Here is a 13,978-nt window from a genome sequence, read left to right as displayed (position 1 = left end):
ATTGAGCAGGAGAATTCAGCATGCGTGGCGTTATCCGTTTGAACGACCCCACCAGCTGCGGCGCAGGGTGATGTCGGCAGCACCGGTACAAGACATAGGCTGGCGCGCCGATACCGCTACACCGCAACCCATGACTATTGGAGAACTTATGACCCGTTTGCTTGCATTACCCGCCCTTGTTGCTATTGTCGTACTAGGTTTGTTGACGGCATGTGCCGGCACACCGGTTGTCGCCGCGGCGACTGCCGCCGTTCCCGCGGCAACCGAATCTGCCAATCCGTTCATGGCGCAGGTCGTCGGCGTCCAGTGGCTCAATCCTCTGCAACGGCGAGATTATCCAACTGAGTGGCAATTATTATGGACACTAGGGCTGGTACAACCGAACCAGAATGACGATATGGTCAAGGCCAATCCGCAGAAATATAGCAAACTTCAAGCAATTGGTTCAATTGCAGTTGGCAATAATGGGGAAGAAACCTTCAAGGGCTATCATCATAAATATGTCGATGAACTGATTTATATGTTTCGCGATAATTATGGCTCTAACTCGCGCTATTTCTATAATGTGCATTCTCGTGACGACAAGAAGACGTGGCGTGAATTGGCGGGTATCCATGTCGAATATGCGCTCCCTGTTGGTAAACTCGATCTAGTTGAAGCCACTAACTACACTCGAGATACGATCATCAAAGCCTTTGATATCGGTAATCCTAGCTTTCCGACTGTCTGGTCCCGCAGCACGCCGCCCGACGTCCGTGTAACGTTGGGCGGTCCAAACGCCGGCTTCACTTCGTTGTCGGCCGCATTGGATTATCTGCAGGCGCACCCGAATGAAACCGCCTGGGCCATGAATTGGGACGCACCAAGTCGCCCCAAGGATAAGCAAATCAACGAAAACATGGTGCTCCTGGTGCTGGCCGGCCCCAACTACAACACCGAGCGCGCAGCGCTGGCCTGGATCGGCTATCCAGCCACCAAGGCAGTGGCCGACTTCAATGCAGAGAAAGGCAAGCCGCCACGCATCGTGCAAGCCTGGAAAGCCACGATGGACGCCGCCACCCACAACGCTGGCAAACAGGATACCGATATCGGTTACGTGATCCACGACGCCAACAATACGCATCCGAATTCATCGGACCGGATCGGCAACCTGGCGCAGACGCTCAGCGCTGAACTGGTCGAATTCGATTTCACGAAACAGACTTTCAACACGCCGGCCTTGCTGGGCGAGATGGGCGCCGGCACCGCCCTGACCAATGTGGCGCTCGGCATCGCCTACGCCAATCATTTCGGCAAGAATGTGCTGGTTGCCGGCACCAGCGACGCCGCCCATCCGACCGCCGTGTTGGTGACGCCGCCGGCCCAGGTTCGTCCCATCGATCCCGACAAGCCCTGGTTCCGTGCGCGTGGCGGCAACAACGCTTTCCTGCCATGGTGGGGCTTGCGTCACGATGCTCCGCCAGGGTCGCAAGGGTATTCCAAGTAAGGCCGCATCAACGGCATTGAGCAGGAGAATTCAGCATGCGTGGCGTTATCCGTTTGAACGACCCCACCAGCCACGGTTGCAAGGTGGTGTCGGCAGCGCCGCAGAGCAAGGTGAGGGGCTTGCCGGTTGCGCGCAAGGGAGATCGCTGCATCTGCCCGATGCAAGGTCATAAAAATTGCGTAATCGCCGAGGGCGATCCCGGGGTATTGATCGATGGCATCCCTGTTGCCTTCGAGGGACACAAGACCACTTGCGGCGCCGTGCTGATCTCCACCATGCCGAACAGCGGTCGCAAATAGCTGCCCGTGAGTAAAGCAGATCCGGCTAGGATAAAACATCGCTAGAAAACACAAAAAAGGACCTGGCTTTCCTTATAGTAATTTGTCACCAATAGTCTTCAGTCACAAACTGCCCCGGCACGGCCCGTCGGCAAGGCCGCAGTCCGCGCTGGTAGAGGATTTCACGCGTGGCGGTGATCATTTCCGGATTGCCGCACATCATGATGCGCGATTTTTCTGCCGTGATATCCAGGCCCGCCGCCGCTTCCAGCTCGCCGCTGGCGAGCAGGGCGGTAATCCGTCCTTGCAGGTTGCCGTGCGCGGCCGCTTGCACATCGCGCGTAGTGGAGCGTATCAGTTGCAGCCTGGCGCCGCCGGCAGCCAGTTCCGGCCGCAACGGCAGGGCCGACAGCAGTTCCTGGTACGCCAGCTCCTCGGTGTTCCTTACGCAATGCACCAGGACCAGGTTGCGGAATTTCTTCCATACCGCGGGATCTTGCAGGATCGAGATGAACGGGCCGAGGCCGGTGCCGGTGGCCAGCATCCATAAATCCTCGCCATCCACAAAACGGTCCACGGTCATGAAGCCATAGCTGAATTTTTCCACCAGGATCGGATAACCCGGCTTCAGCCCTTTCAACTGTTCGGTAAACAAGCCGCCGGGGACTTGCACCAGGAAATATTCCAGTTCGTCTTCGGTGGCGGCCGATGTCACCGAGTAGGCGCGCCACAGCGTTTCTGCGCCGGCGGTTACGCCCAGCCGGGCAAACTGTCCCGGCGTGAACTGGTAGCCGGCCGGGCGCGTGGTGCGGAACGACAGCAGCTTCTCGGTCCAGTAATGCACGCTGGTGACGATCTCGGTGCTGGCTTTGAGCTGGGAAACCGGGGTTTTCGGTGGCGTGCTGCTCATGGCAGGGGTTCCTGTAGTTGTCCGCCGCCGCGCACCGCGCCGGAGGCGGCGGGCGGGTTCAGGCGCAAGGCCTGGCGCACGGTGAAGAAGGCCAGCAGCGGCGCCGCTGCGAAACAGATGAACAGCCATTGTGCCGCATTTGCGGCGCCAGGCAAACCGCCCGGGTCGGCCAGTCCCGCCAGCGAGGTCACCATGCCGGCCAGGGCGGCGCCGATGGCGGTGGCAAACAGCTGCACCGTCGTCAGCGAATAAGCCGCCAGGTTGCCTTCATCCGACGGCGCGCTGCTTAATATCTTTGCCATCAGGTGCGGCATGCCCATGCCTATGCCGAAACCGACCAGCACCAGCGCGATGCACAAGGGCAGCAGGCCATAGTCGTCCAGCGCAGCGGCCGACGGCAGCATGAACGACAGCGCGAGCAATGCCGCGATCACCACCAGCGGTCCGGCTTTCATGACAAATTTCGCGCGCGCGCCGCTATAGCTGGAGAACAGCAAGGCCGCCAGGGTCCAGCCGCAAGACATGATGCCGGTCAGGTAGCCGGCCAGCAGCGGCGAGTGGCCCTGGATCACCTGCAGGAAATACGGCACGTAGATTTCGGTGGTCAGTCCCAGGATCATCAGGATCATGGTGGCGTACAGGGCGCCGATGCGGCTGCGCAGGGAAAATGCGCCGGTCGGCAACAAACGTGTGCCGCCGCGCCGTTCCAGCCAGGCGATCAGGCCGACCAGGGCAATGCCGAACAGGATGCCGCCGATATTCAATACAGCGCTGCTGGACAGGCTGGCCGCCGACACCGACAGCACCGCTGCCGCCAGCAGCAATATTTTGGCGAGCGGGATGCTGTTGGCTTTTTCTTCCGGCGCCGTTTGCGCCGGGACTTTCAGCGTGAACTGCACCAGCAGCGCAAGGATGACCGCTGCCGGCAACAGCGACCAGAACGCGCCGCGCCAGCTGCCGGCTTGCGCAAACATGCCGCCGATGGCAGGACCCGACAGCGTCGAAATGCCCCACATGCCCGACATCAAAGCCATGGCGCGCGACCACAAGGGCGGTGCGAACACCACCCGGATCATGGCGTAAGACAGCGCCACCAGCACGCCGCCGCCGAATCCCTGCACGGTGCGCGCCAGCAGCAGCCACACCATGTGCGGCGCCAGCGCGCAGCCGGCGGAACCCAGCGAAAACACCAGCAGCGCCAGCAGGCAGGCGGGACGGTAGCCGATCCACTCGACCAGCCGCGAAGCCAGGCCGGCGGCGATGATCGACGCCACCACGAACAGGGACGTGGCCCAGGCATAGTATTCCAGGCCGCCGATATCCTTGACTACCGACGGCAGGATGGTGGTGACGATATAGACATTGGTGGCATGCATGCCGATGCCGCCGGCCAGCGTGATGGAGCGTAAGGCGTTGCGTCCTGACAGCAGGTCTGCCCAGCTGGCAGAGGGTGCGTCAGGCAAAGTAGAGGTAACTGACATGAATCGGTATGTCCTGTGTGCTGCGTGCTAATGGGAATTTTACTGCGGGGATCAGAATCCGCCGGTAAATTGATATCTTGAGCCTGGGTGCCACAAGGTGACCGAAGTCGCCACCGCCTGCCGCACCCAGGTACGGCGCGACAGCAGCAGGCACGGTTCGCCGGCTTCCATCTGCAACAGCTTGCGCACGGCGGTTTCCGGCATCTTGGATTCGATGCTGTATTCGGCTTTGTCGAGCGGCGCGATCTGCACCATGTAGTGGTTCGGCGTGATGCGGTGGAAATCCTGCTGCAGGTAGTCGGGGAACAGCTGCGGATTGGTGTAGCGGTCTTCCAGCTGGATCGGGATGTCGTCGGCAAAATGCACGATCACTGAATGAAACGCCGGGCCGCTTCCCAGTCCCAGCGCCTTCAACGCGACCGGCGCATTGCTGGCTTCCAGCGTCAGCACCTGGCTGCGGTAGCGGTGGCCGCGCGCCACCAGTTCATCGTCGATGCTGTGTATCTCCACCAGGGTCGACTGGTATTTGCCAGGCGCGACGTAAGTGCCCGAGCCCTGGATCCGTACCAGCAGCTGGTTGTCGGTCAGTTCACGCAGGGCGCGGTTGACCGTCATGCGCGACAGGCTGAATTGCAGCATCAGTTCGCGCTCGGAAGGGATCAGGTCGCCCGGTTTCCATTCGCCGCTGCGGATCTGCTGCAAGACGTGGTCCTTGACCTGTTGAAATGCCGGGACTGCTTTGTTGTTTGATGCGCCATGCATGTGCAGGCTCCTACTCAAGAAATTCATCACGGATACTACATCAGTTGCTAACAGAACTCATTTCCCCCATATGAGCGCGAACGCGGATATGAGGGAAATGAGTTTTTTGCCAAGTATGCAAGTTCAAGTGGCCTTGAAGTCAACAACAATTTTTACTCGCTTGCATAAATTCGGTTGACTAAGTTGTATAGGCATTATATTTTACTGGACTATACAACTTGCTGTTTTGTTTTCCAGCGATCTTAATGATAAAGATCGGCGCCGCCACTTTAAGGAGATGAGTCAACATGAGCACAATGAGCAAACACGCCGACCCACGGCGCGACCCCAGCCGCACCATCCGCGCCCCGCGCGGTACTACCTTGACCGCCAAGAGCTGGCTGACCGAAGCGCCGCTGCGCATGCTGATGAACAATCTCGACCCGGAAGTGGCCGAACGGCCGAACGACCTGGTGGTCTACGGCGGCATCGGCCGCGCCGCGCGCGACTGGGCCTGTTTCGACAAGATCGTCGAGGCGCTCACCAAGCTGGACGACGACCAGACCCTGCTGATCCAGTCCGGCAAGCCGGTCGGCGTATTCCAGACCCACGCCGATGCGCCGCGGGTGCTGCTGGCCAATTCCAACCTGGTGCCGAAATGGGCCAACTGGGAGCACTTCAACGAACTCGACCGCAAGGGCCTGTTCATGTACGGCCAGATGACCGCCGGCAGCTGGATCTACATCGGCAGCCAGGGCATCGTGCAAGGCACGTTTGAAACCTTCGCCGAAGCAGGGCGCCAGCATTTCGGCGGCGACCTGTCCGGGCGCTGGATCCTGACCGCCGGCCTGGGCGGCATGGGCGGCGCGCAGCCGCTGGCGGCAACGCTGGCCGGCGCCGCCTCGCTGACCGTCGAATGCAAGCAGTCCAGCATCGATTTCCGCCTGCGCACACGTTATCTCGACAAGCAGGCCAAGGACCTGGACGATGCGCTGGAGCTGATCAAATACCATACCGAACGCAAGGAAGCGATTTCCATCGGCCTGCTCGGCAACGCCGCGGAAGTCTTGCCTGAGCTGGTCAGGCGCGCCAAGGCCGGCGGCATCAAGCCTGACCTGGTGACCGACCAGACTTCCGCGCACGACCTGATCAACGGTTACCTGCCGACAGGCTGGAGCGTCGAGCAGTGGGTGGCAGCGCAGCACGATCCGTCGCAGCAAGCCCGGCTGACCGCCGACGCCGCAAAGTCTTGCGCGCAGCATGTGCAAGCCATGCTGGATTTCCATGCGATGGGCATCAAGACCGTCGACTACGGCAACAACATCCGCCAGGTAGCGTTCGACCAAGGCGTCAAGAACGCCTTCGATTTCCCGGGTTTCGTGCCGGCCTATATCCGGCCGCTGTTTTGCGAAGGCAAGGGACCGTTCCGCTGGGTCGCCCTGTCCGGCGATCCGGAAGATATCTACAAGACCGACGCCAAGATCAAGGAGCTGTTCCCGCAAAACAAGCATGTGCACCGCTGGCTGGACATGGCGCGCGAGCGCATTTCCTTCCAGGGCTTGCCGGCGCGGATCTGCTGGCTCGGCCTGGGAGAGCGCCATATCGCCGGCCTTGCCTTCAACGAAATGGTGCGCACCGGCGAACTGAAGGCGCCGATCGTGATCGGCCGCGACCACCTCGATACCGGTTCGGTCGCCAGTCCGAACCGTGAAACCGAAAGCATGAAAGACGGCACCGATGCGGTTTCCGACTGGCCCTTGCTGAACGCCTTGCTGAACACCTCCGGCGGCGCTACCTGGGTTTCGCTGCATCACGGCGGCGGGGTAGGCATGGGCTACTCGCAGCACGCCGGCATGGTGATCGTCGCCGACGGCACCGAAGCCGCCGCCAAGCGCCTGGCGCGAGTGCTGGTCAACGACTGCGCCTCCGGCGTGATGCGCCATGCCGATGCCGGCTACGAAGCGGCGATCGAGTGCGCCAAGCGCCATAATCTGAACCTGCCGATGATCAGCTAATTTGAAAGAATGACCATGAAAACACCATTAACTCTGCAACCAGGAAAAATGTCTTTGGCAGAGATCCGCGGTATCTGGGCCGAAGCCGTGCCGCTCGCATTGCCGCCTGCCGCTTATGACGCCATCAATGCTTCCGCCGCCACCGTCGCCAGGATCGTCGAACGCGGCGATGCCGCCTACGGCATCAATACCGGCTTCGGCAAGCTGGCCAAGACCCGCATCCCGGACGAGCAGCTGGAACTGCTGCAGCGTAACCTGATCCTGTCGCACTCGGTCGGCACCGGCGACCTGATCGACGATGCCGCGGTGCGCCTGATCCTGGCCATGAAGATCGGCAGCCTGGCGCGCGGCTACTCCGGCATCCGGGCGCAGGTGATCGATACCCTGCTGGCGATCTACAACGCCGGCATCATGCCTTGCATCCCGGTCAAGGGTTCGGTCGGCGCCTCCGGCGACCTGGCGCCCTTGTCGCACATGACCCTGGCGATACTCGGCGAAGGCCAGGTGCGGGTCGACGGCAAGCTGGTCGACGCCAAGCAAGCGCTGGCCCGGGCCGGCATCGCGCCTATCGTGCTGGCAGCCAAGGAAGGGCTGGCGTTGATCAACGGCACTCAGGTGTCTACCGCCTTGACCTTGAACGGCCTGTTCCTGGCGGAACGCGTGCTGGAAGCCGCCACGGTAACCGGCGCATTGGCGGTCGACGCCGCCCGCGGCAGCGATGCGCCGTTCGATCCGCGTGTGCATGAAGTGCGCGGCCAGCCGGGGCAGATCGCCACGGCCAAGATTTACCGCCAGTTGCTGAGCGGCAGCGCGATCCGCCAATCGCACCTGGTCAACGATGAACGGGTGCAGGATCCCTACAGCTTGCGCTGCCAGCCGCAGGTGATGGGCGCCTGTGTCGACCTGATCGGCAACGCGGCGCGCACCTTGCTGATCGAAGCCAATGCCGTGACCGACAATCCGCTGATTTACGCCGAGCATGACGAAGTGATCTCAGGCGGCAATTTCCACGCCGAGCCGGTGGCTTTCGCGGCCGACACGCTGGCGCTGGCGATTGCCGAAATCGGCGCCTTGTCGGAGCGCCGCATCGCGCTGCTGATCGATTCCTCCTTGTCCGGTTTGCCGCCGTTCCTGGTGCAGTCGTCCGGCCTCAATTCCGGTTTCATGATCGCCCATGTCACCGCAGCGGCGCTGGCGTCCGAGAACAAGTCGCTGGCGCATCCGGCCAGCGTCGACAGCTTGCCGACTTCGGCCAACCAGGAAGACCACGTCAGCATGGCGACTTTCGCCGGCCGCCGCCTGCACGAAATGGCGCACAACACCGCCACCATCGTCGCGATCGAATTGCTGGCGGCGGCGCAGGGCGTCGATTGCCACCTGCCCCTGACCACCTCGCCGCTGCTGGATGAAGTGCAGCAGCGTTTGCGCCAGCAGGTAGCGTTCTACGATAAAGACCGTTTCTTCGCGCCGGATATCGAAGCCGCCAAGCAGCTGGTGCTGCAAGGCGCGGTCAGCGGCAGCTGCCATGCCTTGTTTGCCGGCCTGTACGGGCAGTAACATGCGCTTGCTCAAGTTCGAAGAGCTGCAGGCCACGCCCTGGAAAAACGGCGGCGGCGTCACGCGCGAGCTGTACGGTTATCCGGCAGGAGCCTCGTTCGATGCATTTTTATGGCGAGTGAGCATTGCCGATGTCAGCCAGTCCGGCGCCTTCTCCAGTTTCCCGGGCGTCGACCGGGTGATCATGTTGCTGGAAGGGGATGGCATGCAGCTGCGCTCGGCCGGTGGTGGTTCTGCCTTGTTGACGCCTTTGCAAGCGCACCGTTTTCGCGGCGAAGAACAGGTCGACGCGCAGCTGGCAGGCGGCGCCTGCCAGGATTTCAACCTGATGCTGCGGCGCGGGGCGGCTAGCGGCACAGTCGATGTCTGGCATGCCGACCAGGACCTGGCGCAGGACACCAGCCTGCTGTTTTGCGTGCAAGGCCGCTGGGACGTGCTGACCGATAATGGCGAACAGGCAACGCTGGCGCCGCGCCAGGCCCTGGTCTTTGACGAACAGCCGGGCCGGCTGGCGTTGCGTTCATTGCAGGCCGGCAGTATCGTTATCAGTGTCAGCATCAATCTGCTATAGGAAAACCAGCATGCCGCAGAGTCAAGTTGAAGCAGCCCGCTTAGCCGACGGCGTCTGGCGCCAGGCCAGGATTGCGCCGTCCGGCAACCCCGGCCAAGTCATCCTGGATGGCGCCATGGTGGTGCGCGACGGCCTGGTCGCCTGGATCGGCAGCGAGGCTGAGCTGCCTGCAGAATTCAGGCAAGCGGGCCTGGCGCAGCACGATGTAGGCAACCGCTGGATCACGCCCGGCCTGATCGATTGCCACACCCACCTGGTGTATGGCGGCAACCGCGCCGACGAATTCGCCATGCGCCTGGCGGGCGCCAGTTATGAAGAAATCGCCAGGAGCGGCGGCGGCATTGTATCGACCGTGCGCGCTACCCGCGCAGCCGACGAAGACAGCCTGTTCCGGCAATCGGCGCGACGCCTGGAAGCCTTGCTGGCGGAAGGCGTGACCACGATTGAAATCAAATCCGGCTACGGCCTCGACCTGCCGGCCGAACGCAAGATGCTGCGGGTGGCGCGGCGCCTGGGCGAGTCTTATCCGGTCACCGTCTACACCACGTTTCTCGGCGCCCACGCCTTGCCGCCCGAATACAAGGACCGCGCCGACGAATACATCAGGCTGGTCTGCGACCAGATGCTGCCGGCCTTGCATGCGGAAGGACTGGTCGACGCGGTCGATGTGTTTTGCGAGAACATCGGCTTTTCCGTAGCGCAGAGCGAACAGGTATTTATCGCAGCCGGCAAGCTTGGCCTGCCGGTGAAGATGCACGCCGACCAGCTGTCGAATATCGGCGCCACCCAGCTGGCGACACGCTACAAGGCGCTGTCGGTTGATCATCTGGAACACCTGAGCGAAGCAGATGTGGCGGCGATGCAGGAAAGCGGAACGGTCGCCGTGCTGCTGCCCGGCGCCTATTACTTCATCCGCGAAACAAAACAGCCGCCGCTGGAATTGCTGCGGCGTTACCGGATTCCGATCGCGGTTTCCACCGACAGCAATCCGGGCACTTCACCCAGCACTTCCTTGCTGCTCATGCTGAACATGTCTTGCACCTTGTTCAGGATGACGACCGCGGAAGCCCTGATGGGAGTGACCGGCAACGCCGCGCTGGCGCTCGGCAAGGCCGATCGCCATGGCTTGCTGGCGGCGGGACGCGCCGCCGACTTTGTGGTCTGGTCGGTGGAGTCGCTGGCGGAGCTGGCTTACTGGTCGGGTCTCAATCCCTGTAGCGCGATAGTGCGCGGCGGCCGTTTCGCTGCGGTATCGCAAAAGGAAATGTCATGAGGAAAATATCATGAGGAAGATATCATGAAGCAGCTGATAGCCGACCGCGCCCTGTTGCCAGGAGGCTGGCGCAACAATGTCCTGCTGGAGTGGGACGACCATGGCATCCTGACCCGCGTCAGACCTGATTCCGATGCCGCCGCGGTGGCTGTCGCCGGCACGGTGTTGCCAGGCATCGCCAACCTGCATTCGCATGCATTCCAAAGGGCGATGGCCGGGCTGACCGAATACCGCAGCGATCCGAAAGACAGTTTCTGGAGCTGGCGCACCCTGATGTACAAGTTTGCCGGCAAGCTGTCGCCTGCCGACCTGAAGGCGATTGCGCTCCAGCTGTATATCGAGATGCTGCAGGCGGGTTATACCTCGGTCTGCGAATTCCACTACCTGCATCACGATGCGGACGGCAAGCCTTACGCCGACCCGGCCGAAAACATGGTGTGCCTGATCGAAGCTGCGCAGGAAGCGGGCATCGGCCTGACCTTGCTGCCGGTGATGTATCAATACAGCGGCTTCGGCGCCCAGGCGCCGCATATCGGGCAGGCGCGTTTTGTCAATTCGCCGGAGTGGATCATCGGCGCCTTGCAAGCCCTGCAGGCGGCGCACCCGCAGCATGCCGGCCTGCGCTACGGCGTCGCTCCCCATTCCTTGCGCGCGGTGTCGCCGCAATCGCTGCAGCAGCTGCTGACGCTGCTCAGGCAATGGGATGCGCAGGCGCCGGTGCATATCCACATTGCCGAACAAGAGAAAGAGGTCGAAGACTGCGTCGCCGCGCTGGGTGCGCGGCCGGTGGCATGGCTGCTGGAGCATGCCGAGGTCGACCGCCGCTGGTGCCTGGTGCACGCCACCCACATGACGACCGCCGAAACCGAAAAGCTGGCGCGCAGCGGCGCCGTTGCCGGCATTTGCCCGACCACCGAAGCCAACTTGGGCGATGGCATTTTCAACGGCGTGGCCTATGCCGGCGCGCAAGGTACATGGGGCATCGGCTCTGACAGCCATATCAGCACCAGCGTCAGCGAAGAGTTGCGTTTGTATGAATACAGCCAGCGCCTGCTGCACCGCCAGCGCAACATGCTGGCCGGCGGCGAGGGCGCTTCCGTCGGCGGCTACCTGTACCGGCAAGCCTTGCGCGGCGGCGCTATCGCCAGCGGCCGCCAGGTGGCAGGGCTGGAAACCGGACAGCGCGCCGACCTGCTGGTGCTGGACCCGCAGCACGCCGACCTGGGCGGCAAACACGGCGACCAATTGCTCGACAGCTTCGTGTTTTGCCAGCACGGGCAAACGCCGGTGCGCGATGTCATGGCCGGCGGCCATTGGGTGGTCCGCGACCACAAGCATGGCCGGCAGGAACAGAGCGCCGCGGCTTATGCGCGTACCATGAAGAAATTGCTGGATTAAGAATAGTGAAGGAAAGTTGATGAACCCGCCTGTAGAAAAATTCCTGTTTCATCGCGGCAGGCTGCCGCTGCTGGTGTCGATGCCGCATGCAGGAGAGTACATCCCGCCGGATATCGCCGCGGACATGAGCGCCGCGGCGCTGGAGATTGCCGATACCGACTGGCACATGCCAAGGTTGTACAGCTTCCTGGAGGAACTGGGCGCTTCAGTCCTGGTGGCGACCCATTCGCGTTACGTGATTGACGTCAACCGGCCCGAGGACAACGTCAACCTCTATCCGGGGCAGGATACGACCGGGCTGTGCCCGCTGGACACCTTCCACAAGCAAACCCTGTATCAGGCCGGGAAAGATCCGGGCGAGGCGGAAATACAGCGCCGCATCACGCAGTACTGGCGCCCTTACCACCAGCAGCTGGAGCAGGAACTGCAGCGCATGCGCGCCGAGCATGGCGTGGCGATGCTGTGGGATGCGCACTCCATCGCATCGGTGGTGCCGCGCTTTTTCGAAGGGCGCTTGCCTGACCTGAACCTGGGCACCGGCGCCGGCAGCTCGTGCGCGCCGGAACTGACGCAGCAATTGCAGGCGGTCGCTGCGCAGGCTGCCGAGGCGGGCTACAGCTACGCAGTGAACGGCCGCTTCAAGGGCGGCCACATCACACGCCATTACGGCAAGCCGGAGCAGAACATCCATGCGGTGCAGCTGGAGCAGGCGCAACTGACCTATATGGAAGAACAGCTGCCGTTTGCGTTCGACGAACAGCGCGCGGCGCTGGTGCGGCCGACTTTGCAGCGTTTCATGGACGTGATGCTGGCCTGGGCCAAAGATCACGCATCGGATTGAACCCTCACAACCAGTAACCGAGCGAGCGCGCCGCCCATTCCTTGATGCGTTCGGAAAGCGGCCGCTGCTGCCATTGTTCCAGCGTGATTTGCTGCGAGCCGCGGATGTCTTCGCGGAAGGCTTTTTCCATTTCGCGGCCGAACTGTTCGTCGATGACGATCACGTTGGCTTCATAGTTGTGGAGGAAACTGCGGATATCCAGGTTGGCGGAACCGACGGTAGACCAGCTGCCGTCGATCACGGCGGTCTTGGCGTGCAGCACCGCAACCTGTAGCTGGTAGATGTGGATGCCGGCGCTCAGCAACTGTGTATAAAACGACTGGCCGGCGTGGAACATCAGGCCGATATCGGTCACGCCGGGCAAGATCAGGGTAACGTCGACGCCGCGCTTGGCGGCGGCAACCAGCGCATCCACCAGCTGGCGGTCGGGAGTGAAGTAGGGCGTGGTGATGTGTATGCTTTTGCGCGCTTGCTGGATCGCCAGGATATAGGCTTTGTAAAGGCTGTAGTCGCTGTCGGGCTGGGTGCTCAGCACATGCACCGTCTTGTCGCCGGCGTTGTCCAGTTTCGGAAAATAATCGAGGTCCGGCAAATCTTCGGCATGTTGCGTGCCCCAGGTCTGCAAGAACAGCAATTGCAGTGACGCTACCGCCGGGCCTTCTATCTGCAGGTGGGTATCACGCCAGCCTATGGCGCCTGAGTCGGCGCGGCGCCGCGCGCGGAACAGCGAACTGTTGGCATAGGCGGCGCTGATGTTGACGCCGCCGGTGAAGCCGGTCTTGCCGTCCACCACCAGGATCTTGCGGTGATCGCGATGGTTCAGCTGCCAGCGGCCGAAGCGCTTGAGCGGGTTGACCGGATTGAATTCGACCAGCCTGATGCCGGCGGCGCGCATGCGCTCGAAAAATTCGGTGGGCGTGCCGATGCTGCCGACGCTGTCGTAGATGATGTTGACCTGGACCCCGGCGCGCTGCTTTTCAATCAGCAGGTCGGCAAACTGCAGGCCGAGCTGGTCCTGGTCGAAAATGTAGGTTTCAAAATTGATCGTGCTTTTGGCCTGCTGTATGGCGGCGATCATGGCCGTCATGGTGTCCGGCCCGTCGAACAGCAAAGTGACCTTGTTGCCTTTGACCAGCGGACTGTTGGTCACCGCTTCTTCCATCGCTGCCAGCATGGCGAGCCGGGCCGGGCCGTTTGCCGGGGCGCTGCCGGCTGCGCTTACTTGCGCTACCGAGGCGCTCAGGTTGCTGACGTCGGGCAGCGTCGAGCAGGCCGCTGTCAGGACGCACAGCAGCGCAACGGCGTATCGTAGAAAAAATCCATGCAGCTGGGGATTCGACATGTTTCAAGACCTTGCGGCGGGTTCAAATATATTGCCGTTCGGATACTACCGTGTTGCGCCGGTTCTTGCTTGGCTAATCACGTTG

12 protein-coding genes are annotated in these 13,978 nt (G+C 62.0%); 8 read left to right on the top strand and 4 right to left on the bottom strand.

Annotated elements, in window-relative coordinates; translation table 11 throughout:
• The first annotated feature begins 148 nt into the window (after positions 1–148).
• Positions 149–1,486: a hypothetical protein gene (locus BM062_RS04475; RefSeq protein WP_254784918.1), complete on the top strand. Its 1,338-nt coding sequence runs from the start codon at positions 149–151 to the stop codon at positions 1,484–1,486.
• A 35-nt stretch (positions 1,487–1,521) separates the two neighbouring features.
• Positions 1,522–1,785 carry a PAAR domain-containing protein gene (locus BM062_RS04470; protein WP_092393810.1) on the top strand — a complete coding sequence of 88 codons (264 nt, stop codon included), beginning with the start codon at positions 1,522–1,524 and terminating at the stop codon, positions 1,783–1,785.
• Positions 1,786–1,870: 85 nt separating this feature from the next.
• Here the strand turns inward: BM062_RS04470 and BM062_RS04465 are convergent, their stop codons facing one another.
• The 3 genes from BM062_RS04465 to hutC are packed head-to-tail and all read right to left on the bottom strand — an operon-like array spanning position 1,871 to position 4,917.
• Positions 1,871–2,674 (bottom strand): ferredoxin--NADP reductase, encoded by an 804-nt coding sequence (locus BM062_RS04465; protein ID WP_092393807.1) that lies wholly within the window; start codon positions 2,672–2,674, stop codon positions 1,871–1,873.
• The gene (locus BM062_RS04460) at positions 2,671–4,155 is read right to left on the bottom strand and encodes an MFS transporter (protein ID WP_092393805.1); all 1,485 of its coding nucleotides are present in this window, start codon (positions 4,153–4,155) and stop codon (positions 2,671–2,673) included. The genes BM062_RS04465 and BM062_RS04460 overlap by 4 nt, the downstream gene beginning before the upstream one ends.
• Positions 4,156–4,206: 51 nt before the next feature.
• Positions 4,207–4,917, bottom strand: a complete 711-nt coding sequence (hutC, locus tag BM062_RS04455) for a histidine utilization repressor (protein ID WP_254784916.1) — start codon at positions 4,915–4,917, stop codon at positions 4,207–4,209.
• A gap of 287 nt (positions 4,918–5,204) precedes the next feature.
• Between hutC and hutU the strand changes: the two genes are divergently transcribed.
• From hutU to hutG, 6 genes are read left to right on the top strand one after another with little or no spacing between them, the layout of a single operon-like run.
• The gene (hutU, locus tag BM062_RS04450) at positions 5,205–6,911 is read left to right on the top strand and encodes a urocanate hydratase (protein WP_092393799.1); all 1,707 of its coding nucleotides are present in this window, start codon (positions 5,205–5,207) and stop codon (positions 6,909–6,911) included.
• Positions 6,912–6,926: 15 nt separating this feature from the next.
• On the top strand, positions 6,927–8,468 hold the full coding sequence (gene hutH / locus BM062_RS04445; protein WP_371326548.1) for a histidine ammonia-lyase: 1,542 nt from the start codon (positions 6,927–6,929) through the stop codon (positions 8,466–8,468).
• 1 nt (position 8,469) lies between these two features.
• Positions 8,470–9,039 carry a HutD/Ves family protein gene (locus BM062_RS04440; RefSeq protein WP_175500884.1) on the top strand — a complete coding sequence of 190 codons (570 nt, stop codon included), beginning with the start codon at positions 8,470–8,472 and terminating at the stop codon, positions 9,037–9,039.
• A 10-nt stretch (positions 9,040–9,049) separates the two neighbouring features.
• Positions 9,050–10,312 (top strand): imidazolonepropionase, encoded by a 1,263-nt coding sequence (gene hutI / locus BM062_RS04435; RefSeq protein WP_092393791.1) that lies wholly within the window; start codon positions 9,050–9,052, stop codon positions 10,310–10,312.
• A 24-nt stretch (positions 10,313–10,336) separates the two neighbouring features.
• On the top strand, positions 10,337–11,710 hold the full coding sequence (locus BM062_RS04430; protein ID WP_092393788.1) for a formimidoylglutamate deiminase: 1,374 nt from the start codon (positions 10,337–10,339) through the stop codon (positions 11,708–11,710).
• Positions 11,711–11,729: 19 nt separating this feature from the next.
• Positions 11,730–12,551 carry an N-formylglutamate deformylase gene (hutG, locus tag BM062_RS04425; RefSeq protein ID WP_092393786.1) on the top strand — a complete coding sequence of 274 codons (822 nt, stop codon included), beginning with the start codon at positions 11,730–11,732 and terminating at the stop codon, positions 12,549–12,551.
• 4 nt (positions 12,552–12,555) lie between these two features.
• On the opposite strand, the gene cls is transcribed toward hutG, so the two are convergent.
• Positions 12,556–13,893 carry a cardiolipin synthase gene (gene cls, locus BM062_RS04420; RefSeq protein WP_092393783.1) on the bottom strand — a complete coding sequence of 446 codons (1,338 nt, stop codon included), beginning with the start codon at positions 13,891–13,893 and terminating at the stop codon, positions 12,556–12,558.
• Between the last annotated feature and the right edge of the window lie 85 nt (positions 13,894–13,978).

Origin of the sequence: Collimonas sp. OK412 (assembly GCF_900112135.1) — a bacterium.
GTDB classification, from domain to species: Bacteria; Pseudomonadota; Gammaproteobacteria; order Burkholderiales; family Burkholderiaceae_D; genus Collimonas; species Collimonas rhizosphaerae.
This window is presented reverse-complemented; position numbering and strand designations above follow the sequence as displayed.

Excerpts from the sequence above, each read along its gene's own strand:
- BM062_RS04475 (WP_254784918.1), top strand. The coding sequence starts at position 149 with ATGACCCGTTTGCTTGCATTACCCGCCCTTGTTGCTATTGTCGTACTA.
- BM062_RS04470 (WP_092393810.1), top strand. The coding sequence starts at position 1,522 with ATGCGTGGCGTTATCCGTTTGAACGACCCCACCAGCCACGGTTGCAAG.
- BM062_RS04465 (WP_092393807.1), bottom strand. The coding sequence starts at position 2,674 with ATGAGCAGCACGCCACCGAAAACCCCGGTTTCCCAGCTCAAAGCCAGC.
- BM062_RS04460 (WP_092393805.1), bottom strand. The coding sequence starts at position 4,155 with ATGTCAGTTACCTCTACTTTGCCTGACGCACCCTCTGCCAGCTGGGCA.
- hutC (WP_254784916.1), bottom strand. The coding sequence starts at position 4,917 with ATGCATGGCGCATCAAACAACAAAGCAGTCCCGGCATTTCAACAGGTC.
- hutU (WP_092393799.1), top strand. The coding sequence starts at position 5,205 with ATGAGCACAATGAGCAAACACGCCGACCCACGGCGCGACCCCAGCCGC.
- hutH (WP_371326548.1), top strand. The coding sequence starts at position 6,927 with ATGAAAACACCATTAACTCTGCAACCAGGAAAAATGTCTTTGGCAGAG.
- BM062_RS04440 (WP_175500884.1), top strand. The coding sequence starts at position 8,470 with ATGCGCTTGCTCAAGTTCGAAGAGCTGCAGGCCACGCCCTGGAAAAAC.
- hutI (WP_092393791.1), top strand. The coding sequence starts at position 9,050 with ATGCCGCAGAGTCAAGTTGAAGCAGCCCGCTTAGCCGACGGCGTCTGG.
- BM062_RS04430 (WP_092393788.1), top strand. The coding sequence starts at position 10,337 with ATGAAGCAGCTGATAGCCGACCGCGCCCTGTTGCCAGGAGGCTGGCGC.
- hutG (WP_092393786.1), top strand. The coding sequence starts at position 11,730 with ATGAACCCGCCTGTAGAAAAATTCCTGTTTCATCGCGGCAGGCTGCCG.
- cls (WP_092393783.1), bottom strand. The coding sequence starts at position 13,893 with ATGTCGAATCCCCAGCTGCATGGATTTTTTCTACGATACGCCGTTGCG.